Annotated in this window: 20 protein-coding genes; 9 read left to right on the forward strand and 11 right to left on the reverse strand. The window is 66.2% G+C overall.

Annotated elements, in window-relative coordinates:
* Nucleotides 1–2: 2 nt before the first annotated feature.
* The 8 genes from NMB41_RS13830 to NMB41_RS13865 form a co-directional block, all read right to left on the reverse strand.
* Nucleotides 3–1,178 carry a T6SS immunity protein Tli4 family protein gene (locus NMB41_RS13830; protein ID WP_494378393.1) on the reverse strand — a complete coding sequence of 392 codons (1,176 nt, stop codon included), beginning with the start codon at nucleotides 1,176–1,178 and terminating at the stop codon, nucleotides 3–5.
* The gene (locus NMB41_RS13835) at nucleotides 1,175–2,905 is read right to left on the reverse strand and encodes a T6SS immunity protein Tli4 family protein (RefSeq protein ID WP_494378394.1); all 1,731 of its coding nucleotides are present in this window, start codon (nucleotides 2,903–2,905) and stop codon (nucleotides 1,175–1,177) included. Before NMB41_RS13835 ends, NMB41_RS13830 begins: the two co-directional genes overlap by 4 nt.
* Nucleotides 2,902–4,638: an esterase/lipase family protein gene (locus NMB41_RS13840; RefSeq protein WP_494378395.1), complete on the reverse strand. Its 1,737-nt coding sequence runs from the start codon at nucleotides 4,636–4,638 to the stop codon at nucleotides 2,902–2,904. Before NMB41_RS13840 ends, NMB41_RS13835 begins: the two co-directional genes overlap by 4 nt.
* A gap of 21 nt (nucleotides 4,639–4,659) precedes the next feature.
* Nucleotides 4,660–7,422, reverse strand: a complete 2,763-nt coding sequence (locus NMB41_RS13845; protein ID WP_494378396.1) for a type VI secretion system Vgr family protein — start codon at nucleotides 7,420–7,422, stop codon at nucleotides 4,660–4,662.
* A gap of 174 nt (nucleotides 7,423–7,596) precedes the next feature.
* Nucleotides 7,597–8,397, reverse strand: a complete 801-nt coding sequence (locus NMB41_RS13850; RefSeq protein WP_494378397.1) for a TatD family hydrolase — start codon at nucleotides 8,395–8,397, stop codon at nucleotides 7,597–7,599.
* 4 nt (nucleotides 8,398–8,401) lie between these two features.
* Nucleotides 8,402–9,100, reverse strand: coding sequence for a lipoprotein-releasing ABC transporter ATP-binding protein LolD (gene lolD, locus NMB41_RS13855; RefSeq protein ID WP_494378398.1), 699 nt, complete (start codon nucleotides 9,098–9,100; stop codon nucleotides 8,402–8,404).
* On the reverse strand, nucleotides 9,093–10,373 hold the full coding sequence (locus NMB41_RS13860; RefSeq protein WP_494378399.1) for a lipoprotein-releasing ABC transporter permease subunit: 1,281 nt from the start codon (nucleotides 10,371–10,373) through the stop codon (nucleotides 9,093–9,095). Before NMB41_RS13860 ends, lolD begins: the two co-directional genes overlap by 8 nt.
* Before the next feature lie 25 nt (nucleotides 10,374–10,398).
* Nucleotides 10,399–11,670 (reverse strand): lipoprotein-releasing ABC transporter permease subunit, encoded by a 1,272-nt coding sequence (locus tag NMB41_RS13865; protein WP_494378400.1) that lies wholly within the window; start codon nucleotides 11,668–11,670, stop codon nucleotides 10,399–10,401.
* 135 nt (nucleotides 11,671–11,805) lie between these two features.
* On the opposite strand from NMB41_RS13865, the gene NMB41_RS13870 reads away from it, so the two are divergent.
* The 4 genes from NMB41_RS13870 (at nucleotide 11,806) to NMB41_RS13885 (ending at nucleotide 16,406) form a co-directional block, all read left to right on the forward strand.
* The gene (locus tag NMB41_RS13870; RefSeq protein ID WP_494378401.1) at nucleotides 11,806–12,831 is read left to right on the forward strand and encodes a hypothetical protein; all 1,026 of its coding nucleotides are present in this window, start codon (nucleotides 11,806–11,808) and stop codon (nucleotides 12,829–12,831) included.
* A gap of 13 nt (nucleotides 12,832–12,844) precedes the next feature.
* Nucleotides 12,845–14,539, forward strand: coding sequence for a single-stranded-DNA-specific exonuclease RecJ (gene recJ / locus NMB41_RS13875; protein WP_494382841.1), 1,695 nt, complete (start codon nucleotides 12,845–12,847; stop codon nucleotides 14,537–14,539).
* An 83-nt stretch (nucleotides 14,540–14,622) separates the two neighbouring features.
* Nucleotides 14,623–15,354 carry an SDR family NAD(P)-dependent oxidoreductase gene (locus tag NMB41_RS13880; protein ID WP_494378402.1) on the forward strand — a complete coding sequence of 244 codons (732 nt, stop codon included), beginning with the start codon at nucleotides 14,623–14,625 and terminating at the stop codon, nucleotides 15,352–15,354.
* A 44-nt stretch (nucleotides 15,355–15,398) separates the two neighbouring features.
* A complete protein-coding gene (locus NMB41_RS13885) occupies nucleotides 15,399–16,406 on the forward strand; it encodes a tripartite tricarboxylate transporter substrate binding protein (RefSeq protein WP_494378403.1) in 1,008 nt (335 codons plus the stop codon).
* A 42-nt stretch (nucleotides 16,407–16,448) separates the two neighbouring features.
* Here NMB41_RS13885 and NMB41_RS13890 read toward each other — a convergent pair whose 3' ends face one another.
* Nucleotides 16,449–16,904, reverse strand: a complete 456-nt coding sequence (locus tag NMB41_RS13890; RefSeq protein WP_494378404.1) for a YybH family protein — start codon at nucleotides 16,902–16,904, stop codon at nucleotides 16,449–16,451.
* Nucleotides 16,905–17,026: 122 nt separating this feature from the next.
* Between NMB41_RS13890 and NMB41_RS13895 the strand changes: the two genes are divergently transcribed.
* The 4 genes from NMB41_RS13895 to NMB41_RS13910 all read left to right on the forward strand — a co-directional run bounded on the left by NMB41_RS13895 (nucleotide 17,027) and on the right by NMB41_RS13910 (nucleotide 20,281).
* Complete coding sequence (locus NMB41_RS13895; RefSeq protein WP_494378405.1) at nucleotides 17,027–17,464, forward strand: antitoxin Xre/MbcA/ParS toxin-binding domain-containing protein; 438 nt, start codon at nucleotides 17,027–17,029, stop codon at nucleotides 17,462–17,464.
* 2 nt (nucleotides 17,465–17,466) lie between these two features.
* Nucleotides 17,467–18,150, forward strand: a complete 684-nt coding sequence (locus NMB41_RS13900; protein WP_494378406.1) for an RES family NAD+ phosphorylase — start codon at nucleotides 17,467–17,469, stop codon at nucleotides 18,148–18,150.
* Nucleotides 18,151–18,165: 15 nt separating this feature from the next.
* The gene (locus NMB41_RS13905; protein ID WP_494378407.1) at nucleotides 18,166–18,486 is read left to right on the forward strand and encodes a DUF2288 domain-containing protein; all 321 of its coding nucleotides are present in this window, start codon (nucleotides 18,166–18,168) and stop codon (nucleotides 18,484–18,486) included.
* 181 nt (nucleotides 18,487–18,667) lie between these two features.
* Nucleotides 18,668–20,281: a methyl-accepting chemotaxis protein gene (locus tag NMB41_RS13910; RefSeq protein WP_494378408.1), complete on the forward strand. Its 1,614-nt coding sequence runs from the start codon at nucleotides 18,668–18,670 to the stop codon at nucleotides 20,279–20,281.
* A gap of 54 nt (nucleotides 20,282–20,335) precedes the next feature.
* Here NMB41_RS13910 and NMB41_RS13915 read toward each other — a convergent pair whose 3' ends face one another.
* Complete coding sequence (locus tag NMB41_RS13915; RefSeq protein WP_494378409.1) at nucleotides 20,336–21,940, reverse strand: methyl-accepting chemotaxis protein; 1,605 nt, start codon at nucleotides 21,938–21,940, stop codon at nucleotides 20,336–20,338.
* Nucleotides 21,941–22,135: 195 nt separating this feature from the next.
* On the opposite strand from NMB41_RS13915, the gene NMB41_RS13920 reads away from it, so the two are divergent.
* Nucleotides 22,136–22,897, forward strand: a complete 762-nt coding sequence (locus tag NMB41_RS13920; RefSeq protein ID WP_494378410.1) for a GAF domain-containing protein — start codon at nucleotides 22,136–22,138, stop codon at nucleotides 22,895–22,897.
* 196 nt (nucleotides 22,898–23,093) lie between these two features.
* Here NMB41_RS13920 and NMB41_RS13925 read toward each other — a convergent pair whose 3' ends face one another.
* The gene (locus NMB41_RS13925; RefSeq protein WP_494378411.1) at nucleotides 23,094–23,465 is read right to left on the reverse strand and encodes a tetratricopeptide repeat protein; all 372 of its coding nucleotides are present in this window, start codon (nucleotides 23,463–23,465) and stop codon (nucleotides 23,094–23,096) included.
* Nucleotides 23,466–23,478 lie beyond the last annotated feature (13 nt).

The following is a 23,478-nucleotide window of genomic DNA, read 5'->3' on the forward strand; positions in this document are numbered from 1 at the left end:
TGTCAGGACTCGGGCTGGCGCAGTGTCGACGCCGGCCCGATGGCGGGCGACACAGCGGGTACGACCTTTGCCGGTTCGGGTGTATGAAAGCGTATGCTGGACGAGATGGTGTCCCACAAGGCGACCGCCGCCTTTTGCGACAACGATGACGAGACTGGTTCGCCCACGGCGTGTCCAGTTTCCATCGTCAAAGTAAAGCTAGGGATCAGTACGTTGTCAGCCGTTCCGGGAACTTCCCACCGAAAATGCTGGACAAAAACATTATTGAGCCGGTCGAACTCATCCACCACCTCCTCGCCAGCAATGCCGGCGATCGTTCTCGGCGCTGCACGCAGCCGGAACAGCCCGTGCTCTTCTGCATGCGACCGGCTCGTGTACCCTTCGGCAATTCTGGCAAGTAGCCCCGGGCCTTGGGGCCTCGCGCCAGCCATGACATCTAGCCGGAAATCGATATCGGGGTGCGTCGGAAATTCAGCATGCATCATGAGTCGTTCGTTCTGATCGGCAGTGAGCGGGTCACGCAACCACGCGTGGTATACACAATATCCTGGCCCCGTGGGCGGACGATCGCCGCGGTTTGGCACCAACTTGGCGAGCAGACGGGGCAGGTTTTCGATCAGGTCAGGGTCGTATTTGTCTGCCACTACTTCGAAGCTCATGCCTTCCGCATGGACCAGCGCCTCGACTGCAATACCTTCGAAGCGGTAGTTTTCGAGTTCAGGGCCCCTCAATCGCGTGCCTTCCTTGACTGTCCGGCCGTGTACAAACATCTTGCCGACTACCCCGTTCTCTGTTTTTACATGCCTGACCGATTCGAGGTGATTTTCCCCTCCGAGCCGGTCCGGGGTATCGCGTAGACGAGCCTCCCGCTGGATGAGCCGGGCCCGGAAGTCCGCCTCCGGCTCTTCGAAGGACACAATATGAAACCCATCGATACGCATCTCACGCAATTCGACCTTCGCCTCTTCGGGCAAGTCGATCAAGAACCTGCCAACGCATATCGTTCTCATTTTTCTGGTCATTCGTGCAAGCTCACCTTGGTCCCGGCCCTCAATTTCAAGTCGCTCCCGGCGCGTCACTTGGGCATCCCACATTCGGTCCGACGCCAGGCCGGCCACACTGGCGACCGCAATGATGCAGGCGAATTTCGCGATTTCTCCACCGGTCGGGCGCTTCAACTCGATTCCCCAGTGTCGGCACTGCCCGCCTGGAACGGAGCCTCCCCAAGCCTTACCAGCCGCCACGCTCCGCGGCGCTCGATTGTCGTCGCGGCGTTCGCCGAACGGCCGAAGGCATCAGGCGGCACAGCGAAGGTTGCCGACGGCAGCAAACTCCCTCGCGCGAACCAGCGCGTGCCATCGAGCGCACGGGGATCTTCGCAATGCCACCAGCCGCTGGCAGGACAGGGAATCCCTGTGGCCGCAAAGCTGCCGACGGGTACGCCCTGCTGCTCCATGATGCTGGGACCAGCACCGGTCGTCGTGATACTGGCCGCCGCGGCGGGCGTCGCCTGCGCCAGCGGCACCTGCGCAGGCACGCGCTTGCGGTTCCGCTTGTCGACCAGCTTCCACGAGGTCTGGGTCTGCGATTCAAAACTCGGCTGCACGCCCCTGAGCTTTTCCCACAGGGTCTGCGGCGGCAGCAACAGCGCCTGCGGCATGCGCTCGCCCTTCTTGATGTACTGGCGCTGCCCACCCAGTACGCCGACGCCGTTTCCGCCAGCGCTGCAGGACCACCAGCCGCTTTCGGGGCAGCGGTCGCCGGCCCAGGCGTAGGTGCCGAGCGGCGTCGGCGACGGTTCGACGACGACAGGTTTGGGCGGTTCTGCAGGGCGCAACCGGATGCTGGAAGAAATTTTGTCCCACAGCGCCATGGCGGCGTCTTCCGACATGGAAGTAGGAACCGGTCCATTGTCGCCTTCGCCGGTCGTCATTTTGAAAACAAAGTGCGGAACGAAAACGTTGCCTTGGGTTCCGTTAACCTCCCACCAGAAAGAATAACCGACGGTATCATTCATCTCGGTGACACGCTTGACCAGTTCATCGCCGGTGATGCCGCCAATCGTTCGCGGTGCTGCGCGCAAACTCGATATGCGCCACCGTTCGGCCAGTGTCGATATTGTCTGCGTGGCCGCCGACCTCTCGAGCAAGCTTTGCTTGTCGGGCTTGTTCCCGGCGGCCAGAATGGTCAGGAACTCGAAATCCGGGTGGCTCGGCAACTGGGCGGACATCATGATTTCTTCGCCCTGGTCAGCGGTCAGCGGATCGCGGAACCAGGCGCGATCGATGCAGAAGCCTGATTCCGTCGGGATTTTGTTGTGGGGGTTCGGCACCAGCTTGGCGACCAGCCTGGGCAAGTTTTCGATCAGGCTGGGTTCGTAATCGCCTGCCGACAGATCGAAGCTCACGCCCTGCCCATGCACCAGGGCTTCGATCGCAACACCTTCATATCGGTAGCGTTCCAGTTCCAAGCCCCTTGCTTGGGTGCCTTCCATCACCGTCCGGCTGTGGACGAATATCTTGCCGAGGACGCCGTTGTCCGTCTTTACTTCCGTCACCGACTCAAGGTTTTTTTTGCCGCCCAGCCGGTCCGGCTTGGCCAGCAGTTCCGCCTCGCGCTGTGCAAGGCGGATTCGAAAAGCGGCCTCCGGCTCGTCGAAGGACGAGATGTCGAAGCCGTCGATACGTGGCCCCCGCAGCTCAAGGCGCGTCTCTTGCGGCAGGTCGATCAAGAACCTGCCGATGCACAATGTCATCATTTTCTGGGTCATGCGCGCCACCTTGTCGTTATCCCGCTGCGCCACAGCGCGCTGTTTTACTTCGCCGACGGCCCAGGCGCTCGCAAGTGAGGCAATGACAACGCCGGCCAGCAGCAGCGCCAGCCCTCGCCGCCGCCAGGGCTTCACGGCATCTCCTGAACAATCTTTACCACCAGGCGCAGCGTCAGCATGAGCATGTCGGAGTGCTTGTACGAGCCCTGGTGGTCGTAGCCCTGGGTCGCGAACACCTGCCTGACCTTGCCCCGCGGCCCCGTGCCCGATTGGTGCGGGACCGTGCCGTCGCCGCGGGCGTCCTGCTGCTCGAGCGCGAACAGCAGGTCCGCCTTGCCTTCCACGCGCACGCGCCGCTGGCCCAGCTCCGTGTGGCCGAGGAAGCCGGCTGCGCCGACGTTGATCGCCGTGACGACGGTCGCCGCCCCCGACTGCTGCCAGGCGACCCAGCGTACCTGGCCGTATGCGCGCTTGTGCTGATCGTCGCCGTAGAACGCATAGGTATTTGGGTGGTAGTAGTCGCCCAGGGATCGGTGAAATCGCTCGGCTGTCTCAATTGCTTCTTTGATTGCTTTTTCCACCCCACCCGGTTTCTTTTTGTATTTGCCAGCGGGATCAGCCAATGCCGGATTGATCAGCCGATACCAGGAATTCACGTCGCGGTAAAGGTCGTAGGGGTTCGGCGCCCTGCTGCTCGGAAGGTGCAGACAGTCACGCGTTGCCGGGCCGTGGCCCGCGACATTGGTGTGCCCGCCACTGCTTGCCGGCGGTGTTGCGACGCCCGTCATGACGCGGACATGCAGCCATGGCCCGGGATACTGATGATTCGGCAGGAGTTCCAGCGCCCCTGGCGAAGTCGACAGCACAGGCGTGGTCTTCTCGGTCGTTTCGCCCAGGATCAGCGCCAATCTAGAGGCTGCCAGGTCGTCGAGCGGGCCGTTGTCCGGACTCGAACTTTCGGTACCGCAGGCCAGGCGGCGATAGGCCGCCGGCGCACCCAGCGCCGGCATGACGCCGTGAATGACGCCAGCGATCTTGTCTGGAATGCGCCTGGCGCAGGTGCGCGCGACCAGGCCTCCCATCGAATGCGTAACCAGGATCACCCGGTCGCAGCGCCGTTTCGCCCCAGCCCAGAAGGCGATAATTTCAAGGATGCGCTGCTCGAGCCTGTGCGACGACAGTTCGCAATCGTCGAGCCAGTTGTAGCCGACGGCGTACACCGGATAATTGTACTGCGCATGTTTTTTAAGATGGGCCAGGGTCAGCGGCTCGAATTCGCGCAGCCCCCAATTCGCCGGCGGGCAGGCCATCACGTCCTGCCAGTGCTTGCGGGGGACGCTGCCCTTACCTTGGTAGTCGGGCTCGAAGGTATGGTTCAGGCGTATCTCCAGCGCGTCCAGCAAGGCGCCGTACGAGTCGGCATGGACTTCGCCCCACCCGCGGGCGCGCGCCTCGGCCGACGTGAGGACATAGCCGTAGGTGGCGTCCTCCAGCATGACGGCGCCGCGATCGTCGACCTCCAGCGTCGGACCATCAAACAGTCTCTGGCGGTCTGCCGGCGAAACAGTCTTCCATTGATCTGAAGCGTTCAGTCCTTCCTTCATGCCATTCGGCGGACGCCACACCACGCCGCCGGACGCGACCTTCGCGTTCTTCTCGTTGACCGGACTGTTCGGCCGCGGCGTGCGCTTCGCCCGCAGATTCGTGCCCATGATGCCGGGCACAAAGATGACCGGCACAACACGGTCCGTGGGCACCAGGGCCAGCCCCATTATTTTGTACTCGGTCGACGAGGTGAAGGCATCGACCGCCCAGCCGCCGCCGGGCAAGGGGGATGGCGGCGGAAGTGGCCTGGTCGGTTCGCTCATGGGGACGGTGCGGGATGGGGTTCAGGGAAACAGTTCGAAGCGCACCGGTCCGAGGGTTGCGGTGGTGACCAGCTGGGTGCGCCCAGCCTCGTCGCTGGTGCCGCTGACGGTGCTGCCGTCGTCGAGGTAGGCAATGTAGCGCTGGTGCGCGATCGGCTCGAGGGTCTGCCTGTGGCGCAGGACGACACGTTCATCCGCCCGAATCTTCGACCCCGCAAAATCAAGCGTCGTCGGCACCCCTCCCCCCGGCCCGCCGTGCACGATCGCGGCGGCCTTGACCACATGCTTGCCGGCGCTTTGCTGCTCGATCACGCCGTCCGCCCATTCGGTTTGGGCGCCTTTCGAGACGATGCGTACGACCGGGGCCTCGATGTGGATCGCTTCCGAAGAGATCAGGCTGATGCGCCCGGAGGACTTGATCTCGATCCCGCCCTGGTGCGCCTCGAGTGCGATATTGCCGCGCGCGGCGACCAGCTTGATGCCGATGGCCTGCGCAAACGCGCTGATGCCGCGCGCCGCGCGCAGGAAGACGTTGCGCCCGGCCGCAATCTCGGCGTCGCCGCCGCTGACGATGTCGACCTTTTTTTCCGACCCGAGCGCGACATTGTCCTGGCTCGCCAGCAGCATGCCGGCCGGCGCGGTGACGGCGACGATCGGCGCGCCGCCGCCGGCGCCGGGCGTGGTGTTGCTGCCATCTTCCCAGTGTTTGAGCTTGTCGGCCAGTTCGGCCAGCCGCCCCGTGCTTTGCTCGTCGCCGGCATGCTGCTCGGCGAGCCGGGCCATTTCGTCGACCACGCTTTGCATCAGTTCCGTCAGGCCGATCAGGCTGCTGCGCGCCATCTGGCGGCCGGCGTCGCCGCTCGCGTCTTCGGCGCTGACCAGCACGCCCCTGCGCCCGCGGATCGCTACCGCGTGCTCGCTGCGCAGTTCGGCCCCTTCGCCGCGTGCTTCGCCTTCGCCGTTGGCGCGCGGGCGCGTCAGCCAGCCGAGGTTCAGTTCCGAGGCCGCATGGTCGCTCGCCAGCTGGGCGCTGATCTGGCCGCGCGTGTCGTCGAAGCGCAGCTGGCTGCCGCGGCCCCCGCCGATCTCGCGGCTGCGCAGGCCCGCCAGGTAGCGGTTGCCGGGAAGGTCGCCGTGCGGGCTCAGTGCCGGCGGCACGGCGTGGCCGTTGAACAGCTGGGCCAGCACGATCGGCTTGTCCGGATCGCCGCCGAGGAAGGCGACCAGCACCTCGCTGCCGACGCGCGGCAAGCTCACCGTTCCGCACTGCTCCTGGCTGCCCGACCCGCTGCCCGCCCAGTTCGAGGCGACCCGCACCCAGGCCGAATCGAGCGGCGAGCTGGATGCGCCGGCGCCGTGCGCGTGTTCGTGATCGACTGTGCGCATGCCGGGAAAGCGGATCTTGACGCGGCCCAGGCTGTCGCAATGGACTTCCTCGTTCGCCGGGCCGACCACGATCGCGCTTTGCAGCTGCGGATGCGGCAGGTCGAGGCGCGCGTCGAAGGCCGGCACCACCGGCACGCCGCGCCGCACGGCGGTGAAGCGCACCGCGACCTGGGCGCCGCCCAGCGGCGCGCCCCAGCCGTTCTTGGCGAGCAGGTGCTCGATGCGGGTCGACATGTCTCCCGGCAGGTTGTTGCGCACGCTGGCCTGCAGTTCGGTGATCAGGAATTCGCGCTCTTCTTCGGGGTGGGTATCGATCTCGGGATGCTCGGTCAGCCTGAAGTACTGGCCGGCGCAGAAGTCGCGCACCGTGCCTTCGCCGTGAAAGCACTTCGCCTCGAAGCCGTGGCGCGCCATGCGCAGCTGGCCCAGGCGCAGGCTGTCCTCGATGTCGTTGCCCGCATGCGGCGCCTCGACCAGGTAGTCGTCGAGGCTGGCGGCGAGCGCATTGCCGTGCGCGCCCTGGTCGAAACCGGCGCGCGTGCTGGTGGCCATGAAGCCGCTGCCGCCCGGCTGCTTGTAGTCCCAGCTGTGGCGCGCCGCGGCGCCGCTCTGCAGGCTGCGCGCCGCGCTCCAGGCGGTGATGGTGTCGCGCGTTTCGGTGGCGTCGTCGCGGTGGTAGCGCACGGTGCCGGCGGCGTTTTCCGGCAGCGTGCCGGCGTCGGCGAACAGCACCAGCGTGTGGGCAGGAATGCGGTCATGCAGCGGGTCGACCGTGCTGGCGCGGCTGCGTTTCGGGCGCACGCACCAGGAGATGCCGCGCCGGCGCAGCAGGCGGCGCACGAAGGCGGCGTCGGATTCGTTGTACTGCATGGTCTGTTCGCGCGCCGGGTACTGGGCCTGGTCGAGCAGCGCGTCGAATTCGTATTCGAAGGCCCCGGCCAGCACCGCGTTCGCATGGCGCCATTCGTCGAACAGCACCTGGACGATGGCCAGCTCATTGAGGTTGCGGAAGATGCGGCTGTTGACGCGCTTTTCCATGATCGCCAGCGCGTCGCGCAGCACCAGCTGGTAAGTGGTAAGGCCGCCGTCGCTGTCGCCGGAGCGCGCTTCGACCACGATCCCGCACACGCTGCGCAAGGCGCCGCGGTCGGTGACGATCTGGAGTTCGGCCGGCAGCGCGATGAACTGCTTGAGCGGCAGCGCCGGGTCGCTCGAGACGCAGGCGATGCGGTAGTCGATGCCGCCGCAAATCGCTTCCGTGCCCGTGAACTGCTGCGGAAGCAGGACGTCCTCACGCAGTCCTTCCGCATGGGCGAGGCGCAGGCGCAACGCACGGTGTGCCGTGCTCAGCGACTGTTCGTGCCGCAACACCCGCAGGAAGGCACTTGCGCTGTCCAATGTCGTCTCCCATGCCGAAAGAGCCATGGTCACACGAACCCGACATTTCACGGTTGCGCAGCATCATCGTGTCCGGGCAGAATGTCGCGAACTTAGCACTGCGTCGACACTCATCTGTATGCGCACACAGCCGAGTCCGGCCAGCGCAAAAGGTTCAGCCGGATTGCGTGTTTTTTAGGGCAGCAGCGCTGCGAGGCGCGGAATGGCGGCTAGCGAACTGCGCCAGGCCGACGTTGCCACCTCGGCAGCATCCACCCCGCGCAGTTCGGCCAGGGCCGCGCCGATCGACGGCAGCTGTTCCGGGCTGTTGCGCCCGGGGTGGATCCAGCTTGGGGAGATGTCGGGTGCATCGGTCTCGAGCACGATCCGGTCCAGCGGCAGGCTGCTCGCCAGGCGCCGGATCTGGAGCGCGCGCGTAAACGTCATGGCGCCGCCGAACCCGAGGTGCATGCCGAGCTTGATGAAGGTGTTTGCCTGCTGCTCGCTGCCGTTGAAGGCGTGGGCGATGCCGCCCGGCGGCGTGACCTGGCGCAGGTGTTTCAGGACCTGGTCCTGGGAGCGGCGCACATGGGTCAGCACCGGCAAACCGAAATCGCGCGCGATGCGCAGCTGCTCGCGAAAGAAGCGTTCCTGCTTCTCGCGCATGGCCGGTTCGCACAGCAGGGGAATGAAGAAGTCCAGGCCAATCTCGCCGATGGCAACGAAACGCGGGTCGCCCATCGCCACTTCGACGGCGGCGCGCAGCACGATCAAATCTTCGTCGCGCGCCTGCGGTACATAGATCGGGTGGATGCCGAGCGCATAGCAGGCGTTCGGCGCCGCCTGCGCAAGGCTGGCGACGGTGTCGAAATTGCCGCGGTCGACCGCCGGGATCACGATCATCGACACCCCGTTTGAACCGGCCTGGCGCGCGATGTCGAGCGAGGCATCGCCGAATTCGTGCGCATCCAGGTGACAGTGGGTGTCGATCCACATAAGTTTAATCTTCCAGCGGCACCAGCCCGTGTTCGGTCAGGCGCAGCGCGCGGTCGCAGCGGCGCGCCAGTTCCATGTCGTGGGTGACGATGACAAAGGCCGTGCCGAGGGTGCGCGAGAGTTCCAGCATCAGGTCGAAGATGACCAGCGCCGTCGTGTGGTCGAGGTTACCGGTCGGCTCGTCGGCCAGCACGCAGGCAGGTCCCGTGACCAGGGCACGGGCCAGGGCCACGCGCTGGCGTTCGCCGCCGGACAGTTCGCCCGGACGGTGCACGACGCGCTTGGCCAGGCCCACGCGGGCCAGGATGGCCTGTGCCTGCTCCACCGCCTTGGCGTGCTTCTCGCGCCGGATACGCAGCGGCATGGCCACGTTGTCGAGCGCCGAGAATTCCGGCAGCAGGTGGTGGAACTGGTAGACGAAGCCGAGCGAGGAATTACGCAGCTCACCGCGCCGGGTTTCGGACAGGGTGGCGAAGTCTTCCCCAAGCAGGGTCACCGAGCCTTCGGTCGGCGTATCGAGCCCGCCCAGCAGGTGCAGCAGGGTCGACTTGCCCGAGCCGGAGGCGCCGACGATGGCGACCCGTTCGCCGCGGTGGATGGCAAAGTCGATCTTCTCGAGCACCTGCACCGCATAGTCGCCCTGCTTGAAGGTCTTGCTCAGGCCGCGGCAGGCAAGGACGGGCATATTCGTGGCATCACTCATAACGCAGCGCCTCCGCCGGTTTCACGCGCGAAGCGGACCAGCTTGGATACAGGGTGGCGGCGAAGGCGAGGATCACGGCGACGACGCCGATGCGCGCCACGTCCGGCCAGCGCAGGTCGGATGGCACGGCCGTGAATTGGTAAATATCCTTGGACAAGAACTGCACTCCCAATAACTGTTCAATGAATGGAACGATGACGTCGATGTTCAGCGCGACCAGCACCCCGCCGCCCACGCCAAGCAGCGTGCCGAGCAGTCCCGCGACCGCACCTTGCACCATGAAGATCTTCATGATCGACTGCGGCGAAGCGCCGAGCGTGCGCAAGATCGCGATGTCGGCCTGCTTGTCGGTCACGGTCATGACCAGCGTGGAGACGAGGTTGAAGGCCGCCACCGTGACGATCAGCGTCAGGATAATGAACATCATCTTCTTCTCGGTCTGCACGGCGCCGAACCACATGGCGTTGAGCTTGGACCAGTCGCGCATGACCAGGTCGCCCGACATCGACTGCTTCAGTTCCTGGGCCACCTGGGGCGCGGCATGCATGTCGCGCACCCGCAGGCGCAGGCCCGCCGGCGCCGGCAGGCGCTCCATTTTCTCCGCGTCGACCAGGCTGATGAAGGCCATGCTGGCATCGAACTCCGCATGGCCCGCTTCGAAGATGCCCGAGACGGTGAAGGTGCGCATGCGCGGCAGCAGCCCGGCGGGCGTGGCCTGGGCCTGCGCCAGCAGCATCGTCACCTTGTCGCCAATGCGCAGGTTCAGGGCGCCGGCCAGCGTGTAGCCGAGCACGATGTTGAAGCTGCCCGGCGTGAGCGACTCGAGCCGGCCCACGCGCATGGTGTTGGCCATATCCGAGACATTGCGTTCCGCTTCGGGCAGGATGCCGCGGATGACGGCGGGACGCATCGTGCCGTCGGCCTGCTGCAGCAGCGCTTCGCTCTGCACGAAGGGCGCCGCGCCCAGCACGGCCGGGTTGCGCAGCGCTTCCTTCGCAGCACTTTCCCACTGCGGCATGCTGCCTTGCGCATCGAAGACTTCGATATGCGCCAGCACCGACAGCATGCGGTCGGTGACCTGCTTCTGGAAGCCGTTCATCACCGACAGCACGATGATCAGCGCCGCCACGCCCAGCGCGATGCCGGCCACCGAGATCAGCGAAATGAAGGAGATGAAGCCGCCGCCGTTACCATTGCCGTCGCTGCCTTTGCCGGCGCGGCTGTAGCGCAGGCCGACCAGCCACTCGAAGGGGAGTTTGTGAAGAATGCTCATCGTGTGCAGCGTGTATACATAAAAGTCATTCGTAGCGCAGCGCCTGCGCGGGATTGATGCGCGCGGCGGCCCAGCTCGGGTACAGGGTCGAGAGGAAGGCCAGCAGCACCGCCAGGCCGCCGATGCTCGCCACGTCCGGCCAGCGCAGTTCCGACGGGATCTCGCTGATCAGGTAGATCTCTTTCGACAGGAACTGGACGCCGAGCACGCGCTCGATGGCCGGCACGATGATGTCGACGTTCAGCGCCACAGTGACACCCAAGGCCACGCCCAGCAGGCTGCCCAGCAGGCCGACCAGCGTGCCCTGCACGATGAAGATCTTCATGATCGATCGCGGCGAGGCGCCCAGGGTGCGCAAAATCGCGATGTCGGACTGCTTGTCCTTGACTGTCATGACCAGCGTGGACACCAGGTTGAAAGCGGCCACCGCGATGATCATCGCCAGGATGATGAACATCATGCGCTTTTGCGACTGCACGGCGGCGAACCAGATCGTGTTGACCTGCGACCAGTCGCGCATGACGAGTTCGTTCGACAGGCTGCGCCGCAAGTCGGCCGCCACTTGCGGCGCCTGGTGCATGTCGCGCAGGCGCAGGCGCAGGCCGGCGGGGCCCTCGATGCGGGCGGCCGTGACGGCGTCGTCGAGATGGGCAAAAGCGAGCGTGGAATCGAATTCGTAGTGGCCGGCTTCGAAAATGCCGCTCACCGTAAAGGTCTGGCTGCGCGGCGCACCAGGGGCGCCGCCGCCGCTGCCGGTGGCGCTGCCCAGCAACATGGTCACGCGCTCGCCTACCGTCACTTCGAGCGACTTGGCCAGCGCGCTGCCCAGCACGACGTTCATCGAGCCGGGCGTGAGTGTGTCCAGGCTGCCCTTGCGCATCTGGTGCGCCACTTCCGAGACCTTCGCTTCCTCGGCCGGCAGGATGCCGCGCAGGAGCGCCGGCTTCATCACGCCATCGCGCAGCAGCATGCCCTGCACGTCGGCGAAGGGTGCGGCGGCCACGACTTGCGGGTTGCGCGCGGCGTCACGCCCGGCGGCGCGCCAGTCGGGCATGGCGCCGCGCACGTCGTAGATTTCGATATGGGCCAGCACCGACAGCATGCGGTCGGTGACTTCCTTTTGAAAACCGTTCATCACCGACAGCACGACGATCAGGGCGGCCACGCCGAGGGCGATGCCGGCCACCGAGATCATCGAAATGAAGGAAATGAAGCGGTTGCGGCCGCTGCGCTTGCCGGCGCGCGTATAGCGCAACCCGACCAGGGCTTCGAACGGCAGCTTGTAGACAATGCTCATGAATGTAAGTATTTGACAACCGACCCGCAGTTTGCCACACAAAGCTCATCCATGACAGTGCGCCAGGCCACCAATGCTCGCAGGAAGCAGCCAGGTGCTGTGCCGGTCGGACCCCATTTCGCCTACAATCACGGCATGTCCCAGATCACGCTCGTCCTGCCTTTCGCCCTCCCGATTCCCGAATTCGCCCCCGACCTGGTGCGCGCCCTCGATGCGCCGGCCCTGGCCAGCCTGCTCACGCGCACCAGCAGCCACGCGCGCGTGCCGCTCGACGATACGGTGCGCGCCTTGCCGCACGAGCAATGGCTGGCGCGCGCGCTCGGCCTGGCCGATGCCGGCCGCCCGGCATTTGCCGCCGCCGCGATGCGCGCCTGCGGCCTCACGCAAGAGGACGGCACCTGGTTCATTCTCAATCCGGTGCATATCGAAATCGCACGCACCCACCTGATGATGGGCGACCCGGCCAAGCTGCGTCTGCCCGATGACGACAGCCGCGCCCTGTTCGATACCGCCCTGCCGTATTTCGAGGAAGCCGGCCATGCCCTCGTCTATGGCGACGCCCAGACCTGGTTCATGCGCGCCGACGACTGGGCCGGGCTCGACACCTCGACCCCGGATGCGGCCCTTGGCATGGACCTGACCGACTGGATGCCGGTCGGGACCCGGGCGGCGGCCTTCCGCCGCCTGCAGAACGACGTGCAGATCGCCTGGCACACGCATCCGGTAAATGCTGCGCGCGAAGCGCGGCGCCAGGCGCCGGTGAACGCGTTCTGGATCTGGGGCGCGGCCGCGGCCGGCGCCGTGCCGGCCGCGGGTCTGCCCAAGCTGGCGGCCTTCGATGCGCACGGCGGCATTGCCGCCCTGGCCGACACACTGGTAAAGGACCTGGCGCAGTTCGCGGGCAGCACGGCCGGCGACACCATCCTGTATTGCGCCAGCCCGGCGCCGTACGCGGTCAGCGCCGACTGGGGCGGCTGGATCGCCCAGCTGCAGCAGCTTGAAGCTGCGCTGTTCGCCCCCATCCTGGATGCATTGATGAAGGGCCGCGTGCGCAAGGTGTCGCTGGTGCTGAGCCACCGCGACGCGCATGCCGAATTCTCTACCACCGCCCTGGCGCAACGCACTTTCTGGCGCCGCCCTACCCTGGACCGACTGCTTTGAGAGTAACGCTTTGATTACCCGCATTTCCACCCGCCCCTGCCCCTTCCGCCAGTCCGAAATGCTGCGCCAGGGCGGCGTGCACCCTGTTCTGGCCCGTATTTACGCGGCGCGCGGCCTGGTCGATGCGCGCGAACTGTCCTGCGAACTCTCGGCCCTGGTGCCGCCGAGCGGCCTGAAACACATCGACGCCGCCGCCGTGTTCCTGGCCGACGCCATTGCCGCCGGCAAGAAGATGACCATCGTCGCCGACTACGACTGCGACGGCGCCACCGCCTGCGCCACCGCGCTGCGCGGCCTGCGCGCGATGGGCGCGAACGTCGACTACATCGTGCCCGACCGCGTGGTGCACGGGTACGGCCTCACGCCCGAGATCGTCGAGCTGACCGCGAACGAAAAGGCGCCCGACATCATCGTCACGGTCGACAACGGCATCGCCAGCGTCGACGGCGTGATCGAGGCAAACCGGCGCGGCATCGACGTCGTCGTCACCGACCATCACCTGCCGGGAGACTTCCTGCCGCCGGCGCGTGTGATCGTGAATCCGAACCAGCCCGAGTGCGGCTTCCCGAGCAAGCACCTGGCCGGCGTCGGCGTGGTCTTTTATGTTTTGCTGGCCCTGCGCGCAGAGCTGCGCCGGCGCGGCGTGTTCGATGCCCAGACCCAGCCCAAGCTCGACAACCTGCTCGACCTGGTGGCCCTCGGCACCGTGGCCGACGTGGTGAAGCTGGACGCCAACAACCGCATCCTGGTCGCCCAGGGCATCAAGCGCATGCGCGCGGGCCGCATGCATGCGGGCGTGGCGGCGCTGTTCCGGGTCGCCGGCCGCGAAGCGCGCTGCGCCTCGCCTTTCGACCTTGGCTTCGCCCTCGGCCCGCGCCTGAACGCCGCCGGCCGCCTGCAGGACATGGCGCTCGGGATCGAATGCCTGACCACCGACGACGAAGGCCGCGCCTGGGCGATCGCCCAGCAGCTCAACGAGATCAACCTCAAGCGCCGCGAGATCGAGGCCGACATGCAGGACACGGCGCTCCTGCACCTGGACGACTTCCAGCCGAGCGACAGCAGCACCATCACCGTCTTCGACGACGGCTGGCACCAGGGCGTGATCGGCATCGTGGCCTCGCGTCTGAAAGAGAAATTCTTCCGCCCGACGATCACCTTCGCGCCCGGCGGCCCCGGCCTGATCAAGGGCTCGGGACGTTCGATCCCGGGCTTTCACATGCGCGACGCGCTGGACCTGGTTTCAAAACGCGTCCCTGGCCTGATCGACAAGTTCGGCGGCCACGCGATGGCGGCGGGCCTGACGATGAAGGCCGAGTGTTTCGAGCCCTTCCAGGAAGCGTTTGAAGCGGTCGGGCGCGCCTGGCTGACCCAGGCCCAGCTCGAACGCGTGGTGGAAACCGACGGCCCGCTGGAAGACGAGTTCTATACCACCGCCTTCATCGAACTGATGGACGGCCAGGTCTGGGGCCAGGGCTTCGCCCCGCCGGTGTTCTGCGACGAGTTCCGCGTGCTGAGCCAGCGCATCCTGAAGGAGAAACACCTGAAGCTGCTGCTCGAGCGTAATGGGCGGCGCTACGATGCGATCTGGTTCGGGTGTACCGATGCGCTGGGCGAACGGGCGCGTGTCGCGTTCAGGCTCGACGCGAACGAGTACAACGGGGTGACCAAGGTGCAGTTGCTGGTGGAGCATGCCGAGCCAGCATAGCCGGGAATACTGACGCGCTGCCGCCCCTCATCAGGCAACCTGACATGCTACTATCCCATCATGCCCTTTCAGGAGACGCATGCATGAGCGAAGCACAGGAAGTCGCCCTTGTCACCGGCGGCAGCTCCGGCATCGGCCGGGCCATTTGCGAAGCGCTGCTGGCGCAGGGCCGCAGCGTCGTCAACCTCGACTACAAGGCGCCGAACTGGGGCCATGACCGGCTCGCCTCCCTGCAGGCCGACCTGACCAGACAGGGCGAGATCGAAGCCGCCGCCCGCCATATCGCCGCCACTTACGCGGTCACGGCCCTGGTCAACAACGCCGGCGCCACCCGCCCCGGCAGCATAGCCACCGCCAGCATGGCCGACCTCGACGACGTCGTTGGCCTGCATCTGCGCGCGCCCATCATCCTGGTGCAGGCTTGCCTGCCCGCCCTGCGCGCCTCCGGACGCGGGCGCATCGTCAACATGGCCTCGCGTGCGGCGCTGGGCAAACCCGAACGCATCGTGTATTCCGCCACCAAGGCCGGTTTGATTGGCCTGACGCGCACGCTGGCGCAAGAGCTGGGCGCCGACGGTATCACGGTCAATGCCGTTGCGCCCGGCCCGATCGCCACCGAACTATTCAGGAACAGCAATCCGGAAGGCGCGCCGCAGACGCAGCGCATCATTGACAGCATCGTCGTCAAACGCATCGGCACGCCCGAGGATGTGGCGCGCGCCGCCCTGTTCTTCCTCGACCCCGACAACGGCTTCGTCACCGGCCAGGTGCTCTATGTCTGCGGCGGCACCACGCTCGGCGTCGCACCGGTTTAGCACGCACCACTTTTCCCACCACCATAATTAACAGGAGACCTGACATGACCCGATCCCGTGTTGCCAGCGCACCGAAGCGCCGCACCCTCAGCCTTGCCGTACTGGCTGCCGGCACCCTCGCGCTCGCGCCCTTCGCAGCCCAGGCCCAGGCCGCGTTCCCGTCGAAAGCGCTGACGATCGTCGTGCCGTTCTCGGCCGGCGGCACCACCGACATCCTGGCGCGCGTCGTCGGCCAGTACATCGCCAGGGACCTCGGGCAGCCGGTGATCATCGACAACCGCCCCGGCGCCGGCGGCAATATCGGCGCCCAGATGGTGGCGCGCGCCGCGCCCGACGGCTACACGCTCCTGATGGGCACCGTCGGCACCCACGCCATCAACCAGAGCCTGTACAAGAAGATGGCCTTCGACCCGATCAAGGACTTCGCACCGATCACGCGCGTGGCGCTGGTGCCGAACCTGCTGGTGGCCAATCCTTCGCAGCCCTACAAGAACGTGAAGGAACTGATCGCCTACGCCAAGGCCAACCCGGGCAAGATCAACTTTGCTTCGTCGGGCAGCGGCACCTCGATCCACCTGTCGGGCGAGATGTTCCAGCAGATGGCCGGCGTCGAGATGCAGCACATCCCGTACAAGGGCAGCGCGCCCGCACTCACCGACCTGCTCGGCGGCCAGACCGCGATCATGTTCGACAACATGCCCTCCGTGATCGGCCACGTCAAGGCGGGCAAACTGCGTCCGCTGGCCGTGACCACGCCGCAGCGCTCGCCGGCCCTGCCGGACGTGCCGACGATCGCCGAAGCGGGCGTGCCGGGCTATAGCGCCACGTCCTGGTTCGGTTTGCTGGCGCCAGCCGGCACGCCGGCGCCGGTGATCGCCAAGCTGAACGCTTCAGTCCTGAAAGCGCTGCAGGATCCGGAAGTGAAGAAGAAGATGGCGGAGCAAGGGGCCGAACCGAATGGCGAGAAGCCCGAGCAGTTCGCCGAGTTCATTCGCAGCGAGACGGCCAAATGGGGCCAGACCGTGAAGAAGTCGGGCGCGACCGCCGACTGAGCGCGATCGAAACAGCCCCGGCTGCGGCCGGGGCCTGGCGGCTCAGCGGCAATCGCAGCCGCGGTCGAACACCACCCGCCAGGTGCCTGGTCCTTCGAGGCGCCAGACCGAATTGAAACGCCCGACCTGCTTGCCGGCGGCGTCCAGCACCGGGCCGCTGCTGTAGGCCAGCGTGCCCGAGGCCAGCACCTGGACCTCGTCCGGGGCCCAGGAGAACGGCGCCTGCGGCTTGTCGAAATAATTGCGCCAGGCCTGGGCGACTGCCTCCTTGCCGTTTGACGCACCCTTCGGGCTCATGAACACCGCTTCGCGCGACAGATAGCCCGCAAACGCCTCGAAATCGCGGCGCGCCATGGTAGCGGCAAACTCCCGTTCCGCCGCGAACACTTGCTGGCGCAGGTCGCCAGGGGCCACGCGCGAGCCGCGCGCCATGCCGATGGCGGCCAGCGCAACGCAGGCCACCACCACAAACAGTACTCCCGCCGATCGCCACCGCATTGGAATAACCTTTTCCTTTTGACAATTCGGCGCCAATTCTGTCATGCCGCACACGGCTTGACAACCGTCAGTTGCAACGACTCCGGAAGCGGAGTATAAATACTCCGAAACCGGAGAATTCCATGAATCTTGCCTACGCCTACCCGCGCAGCCGCTTCGAGCCCGCGGTGCTGGTCGACCTCAATTCCCGCGCCGAGCGCGAGCGCCTCTCGAAGGCCGCGCTGACCGGCTTCTTCAAGCTGGCCGGCGCCTGGCAGCTGCGCGACGAAGATGCGCGCGAACTGCTCGGCGGCCTGTCGGCATCGACTTTCTACGACTGGAAGAAGAACCCGGACCGGGTGCTGGAAGTCGACCGCATCACGCGCATCTCCTATCTGCTGGGCGTCTACAAGGCCCTGCACATCCTGTACGGCGACAAGCTCGCCGACGAATGGGTGCACCTGCCCAACAGCAACCTGATCTTCGGCGGCCGCACGCCGCTGGCGCTGATGCTGGGCGGGGGCTTGCTCGCCATGCAAACGGTGCGCCAGCTGCTGGACGCGCGCCGCGGAGGCCTCTGATCTTGGCGGCGCTCCCCACACTCACGCCGCTGCGCCAGTTCGACACCTGCCGCCTGATTCCCTCGCGCTTCGCCGACCGCGAGGATTCGGTGCTGGCGCCACTTAGCGACAACGACGCCACCCTGCGCGACCTGTTCGACCTGGATAACGCGACCAACGAGCGCCTGCGCGGCGAAGCGGGCCTGTTGCCCGGCATCGGCATGGACGAACTGGTGTTCGGGCTGCCGCATTTCCGCATCATCAATGCGGCCTATACCTATGCGCGCCCGGAAGGCAGCCGCTTCAACGACGGCGAGCGTGGCGCCTGGTACTGCGCCTTCGACGCGCAGACGGCCCTGGCCGAGGTCACGTTCCACAAGACGGTCGAGTACCAGGAAATCAAGCGCTTCGACGACAGCGTCACCTACCAGGCGATGCTGGCCGATTTCAACGCCAGCTTCCACGACATCCGCGGCGCCCGCGGCTTTGCCAAATGCCTCGATCCGCGCAGCTATGTCGCTTCGCAAGAACTGGCCAATACCCTGCTCGATCTCGGCTCGATGGGTGTCATCTACCCCAGCGTGCGCGCCAAAACCGGCACCAACCTGGCGTGCTTTCGCCCGGCCCTGGTCGGCAACGTGCGCAAGGGCGCGGTCTATCGGTTAACATGGACGGGTTCCCCGACCCCGACGGTCGAGATTATCTGATTGAAGCACGACGCCATGAAAACCAAACCCGAGAACGACACCGAACTGCACGACAAGATCAACCGCGAGACCGGCCGCATCGAATGGAGCGAGCTCGAGCGCCACTTCGCCCAGGGCAACCTGGTCTACGTCAGCGAGGCGCTCGACCTGATCGACGTCGCCGTGCGCATTTCGCATGACGACAAGGACACGATCGCGCGCTGGATGGCCGACGGCAAGCTGGCCAGGGTGTCGGACCTGCAGGCCCAGACCTGGAGCGCGGCCGGCGCCCCCTTGTGGGCAGCGGTCGTCCATCCTTTCGTCCTGGTGCAGCCCGAAAAGAAGCAGCTGCACTAAGCGCCGAACGCCTGCTCGCCTGAATTGCAACATTGCCAACATGGTATGTTGCAAATTTGCCGCATAGCATCTTTTGATGTCCTCGTGCTGGTATACTCCCTCTAAACAAACGACCTCGGCCATTGCCGGCCATCTCGACCTCATCAGCGGCCAAGCGCCGAGCATTCATCGGGAATCCAACGTGAAGAACCTCAAGATCGGCGTGCGCCTCGGCGCGGGCTTTGCCATCGTCCTCGCATTGCTGCTGGCCGTCACCATCACTGCCGTGCTGCGCATGCAGGCAGCGGGCGAGATGACCGACCGGCTGGTTCATACCAGCATCAAGAACCAGCGCAACGTCGCCGAATGGGGCAAGCTCATTGAGCTCAACAGCGCCATGCTGCACACCGTCTACGTGACCGACGACAGCGCCGTCATCGAAAAACTCGAGGCGCGCATGAAGGAAGTATCGAGCCGCTCCACCGAGCTGCAGAATGCCGTCGAGGCTTCGCTCCGCAACGAAGCGGTGAAGGTGCAGTTCGCCGCCGTCAAGGCCGCGCGCGAACCTTACCTGGCTGCGCGCGCCGCCATGTTCACCGCCAAGCGCGCCGGCGATGTCGCCGCTACCGACAAGATCTACAGCGAGCAGCTCGCGCCGGCGGGCGTCACCTTCCTGGCCGCGATGAACAAGCTCGCCACCATGCAGATCGATGCCACCGACGCCGTTGCCAGCGGCATCCTCGACTCCTACGCCAGCACCCGCGTACTCCTGGTCTCGCTCGGCATTGCCGCCCTGCTGCTGGGCGTCGTCTGCGCCTGGATGATCACGCGCTCGATCACGCTGCCGCTGCGCCACGCCGTCGGCTTCGCCCAGCGCGTCGCTAGAGGCGACCTGACCAGCCGCGCTCCCTCCACCGACAAGGATGAAACCGGCGACCTGCTGCGCGCGCTCGCCAGCATGTCGGCGGCCCTGGCCGATATCGTCGGCCACGTGCGCGGCGGTACCGGCGCCATCTCGACCGCCTCGGGCGAGATCGCCAGCGGCAACGCCGATTTATCGAGCCGCACCGAGCAGCAGGCCAGCTCGCTCGAGGAAACCGCCTCGTCGATGGAAGAACTGACCTCGACCGTGCGCCAGAACGCCGAGAACGCGCGTGAAGCGAACAAGCTGGCCAAGACGGCTTCCGGCATCGCCGGCGAAGGCGGCGCCGTGGTGGCCGAAGTGATCGCGACCATGGGCTCGATCAACGAATCCTCGCGCAAGATCGTCGACATCATCGGCGTCATCGACAGCATCGCCTTCCAGACCAACATCCTGGCCCTGAACGCAGCCGTCGAAGCGGCGCGCGCCGGCGAACAGGGCCGCGGCTTTGCGGTCGTGGCTTCCGAAGTGCGCAACCTGGCCCAGCGTTCGGCCAGCGCGGCCAAGGAGATCAAGGCGCTGATCGACGACTCCGTGAACAAGGTCGCGGCAGGCACCGGCCAGGTCGACCGCGCCGGCGCCACCATGGGCGAGATCGTGCGCAGCATCGAGCACGTCACCACCATCATCGCCGACATCGCCAACGCCAGCGAAGAGCAAAGCGCCGGCATCGAGCAGGTCAACAGCGCCATCGTCGACATGGACCAGGTCACCCAGCAGAACGCGGCCCTGGTCGAAGAAGCGGCGGCCGCCGCCGAATCGATGCAGGAACAGGCTGCGCGCCTGGCCCAGGTGGTGAGCACCTTCCGGCTCGACGAACCAAGCGCCGCAACGGCGGGCCGTCCGCGCGCCGCCGCGGCGGCGTCCTCGCAGCGCGCATTGGCCGCTGCTTGATTTAAATCGGCTTGCGCCTGGCCGGCCGGCCGCCGATCGGGCGGCCTGAGCCGGTCATGCGGCCGTCAGGCGTGCCGCCCCTTGCGGTGCGCGGCGTCCAATTGCACTTTCATTGTTATCGAGCTGGAAGGTGTTAACGACGCCGGCCAGTTCGTCGGCCTGCATGCGCAGCGATTGCGCCGCCGCCGAAGCCTCCTCCACCAGAGCTGCGTTCTGCAGCGTCATTTCGTCCAGGCGCACGATGGCCTGGTCGACCTGTTCGATGTCTTCGCTCTGCGCGCGGGTCGCGTTCGAGATCTGGCCCATGATGTCGGTCACGCGCGCAATGCCCGTCACCACCTTGCGCATGGTCTCGCCGGCCTGCCCGACCAGCACCGTGCCGGCGCCGACCTTGCCGACCGAGTCTTCGATCAGCGCCTTGATCTCCTTGGCCGCATTGGCCGAGCGCTGCGCAAGGTTGCGCACCTCGCTGGCCACGACCGCAAAGCCGCGCCCCTGCTCGCCCGCGCGCGCGGCTTCGACGGCGGCGTTGAGCGCAAGGATATTGGTCTGGAAGGCGATGCCGTCGATGACCGAGATGATGTCCTCGATCCTGCGCGAGGATTCATTGATCAGATTCATGGTCGCCACCACGCCCTCGACCGCTGCGCCGCCCTCGAGCGAGACGCTGGAGGCCTCGCCCGCCAGTTTGCTGGCCTGGGCCGCATATTCGGCATTCTGCTGCACCGACCCGATCAGCTGCTTCATCGATCCCGCGATCTGCGCCAGCGCGGCGGCCTGGGTTTCGGTGCGGTTCGACAGGTCGAGGTTGCCGGTGGCGATTTCGGCCGAGGCCGAGGCGATGGCGTCGGTCCCGCCGCGCACCCGGGCCACGATGCCCGACAGGCTGTTCTGCATGGCGCTCATCGCGTACAGCAGGCTCGAAGGCTGCGCGCGTTCGGTGTCGACCTGGTGCTGCAGCTGGCCTTGCGCGATCGCGCGCGCGACGCCGGTGGCATAGGCTGGCTCGCCGCCCAGCTGGCCGATCAGGCTGCGCGCAATCGCCAGGCCAATCACGGCGCACAGCACGGCGCACAGCACGCTCAAGGCAGTGATCCAGGTGCGCGCACCGGACGCTTCGGCAGCCGCGGCCTGGCCGGCGGCTGCCGTTTGCGCCTGCAGGTCGCGCAGCAGCACGTCGATGTCGGCCACGATCTGGCGCCGCAGCGGGCTGCATTCCTGCACCAGGAAGGTGCCGAAGGCCTCGCGTTCGCCGGCGGCCAGAAAGCGCCGCGGACGGGCGAGCTCGCCCGCCATCACGGTCATGCTGTCGCGCACCTTGCGCCAGTGGGCGTCGTCCTTGAGCAGCGGATCGAGCTTGGCGAGCGCGGCGAGGTACTCGGCTTTTTTCGCGTCGACGATGTCGAGCTCGCGGCCGGCGGCAGCCGCATCCTGGAAAATGAAGGCATTGCGCGCGGCGATACCGGTCTGGGCCAGCGCTTCACGCGCTTCATACAGCGGTTCGAGCTGGGCGGCGCGGAAGGCTTCTGCGTTTTCGAGGCTGGCCTCGATGCTGTTGACGCGCACGATGGCGAAACCAGCAAGGGTAAGGGTGACAAACAGGACGAGCGCGAAGGCGGCAAAAAGCCGGCTCGCGAGGCTGAGTTGGGACAGCTTCACAGGTTCTCCGAAGGACAGGGGCCCTGTCGGGCCAGAAATTAATGACGAAATCGAAACTAATTGTGCATGATCAATTTCTATTTGGCAATTAAATATGCGTTCTTTGCGCTTCCACTCCTAACTCGCGGGACAAAACCGGAACAGGCGGCGATATTCATCAAATCGGCTATACTCCCATAAACAATAGGAATGTTGATGAACAGCAATTTAATGGACGAGGACCCGATCCTCACCACCAGCGCCGCCGCCCGGCTGCTTGGCGTAGCGACCAGTACCGTCCAGCTCTGGATGGAAAGTGGCGCCATCGAATCCTGGAAAACGCCCGGCGGCCACCGCCGCACGCGCGAAAGCCATATCCGCGCGCTGATGACCAAGGTTCCCGGCCAGCCCGGCGCCGGCGAGCGCCGCCAGCCGCCGACGCCGACCGATCCCGAATTCCTGCCGAACCCGGATGCGCTTTATCCGGTGGCCGAGGACGAAGCGCAGCGCCTGGCCGCGCTGGCTGCCACCAAGCTGGTCGATACCATGCCGGAAGAGCGCTTCGAGCGCATCGTACGCCTGGCCTCGAAGGTGACCGAGTCGCCGATTGCCCTCATTTCGCTGCTGACGGCGCGCCGCCAGTGGTTCAAGGCACGCGTGGGCCTGCCGGTCCAGCAAACGCCGCGCGAATGGGCGTTCTGCACGCATGCCATCCTGCAGGACGGCCCCTTCGTGATCGAAGACGCGATGAACGACGCGCGCTTCACCGGCAACCCGCTGGTGCTGGCCGACCCGCACATCCGTTTCTATGCGGGCGTCCCGCTGCGCGACAGTTCGGGCATGGCGATGGGCACCCTGTGCGTGATCGACCGCGAGCCGCGCAAGCTGCGCGCTTCCGAACTGCAGGCCCTGATCGACCTGGCGGCCATTGCCGCCAGCGAAATCGAAGCCTCGGCCGACGCGAAGAACCGCTCCTGAACTGGTCAATGTAGGGTGGGCACTCTGTGCCCACGCGGTACGGACGCCTGCTTCCACCTGCGCCCGTGACGAAACGCTCGTACTGTCTCCGACGGCCATATAAATGATGTACGTGGCTGCCGGATACCGTGCGAGCGAACCGTTGGCGCTACGTATGCCAGATGCGCCCGCAACGCGTGGGCACAGAGTGCCCGCCCTACCGGTGCTGCAACGCATGCGCCGCCTGGCGCATCAGCAGTTCAGCCTTGCGCGGGTCCGGCTCGATCAGAGCAAGCTGCTGCAAGGCTTCCGGAGAGCCCAGTGCGGCTGCCCTCTCGAGCCAGTCGCGCGCCTCTGCCGCATCAGGTGCTGCGCCCTCTCCCGCCGCCAGCATGTTCGACAGCGTGAACATCGCCGCCGGCAGCCGGCAATCGGCCGCCTTCCTCAGCCAGTGCAGCGCCAGCGCCGCGTCCCGCGCCACACCTGCACCATTCCGGTAGTTCAGCCCCAACCGATGCGCCTCCTGGGCGGCGCCAACCGGTTCGCACGGCGCCGCCTGCGCCATGCCGGCGCCCATCAACGCAAGCAAGAGCGCCAGCGTC

It is taken from the genome of Massilia sp. FBCC-B171, assembly GCF_059134155.1.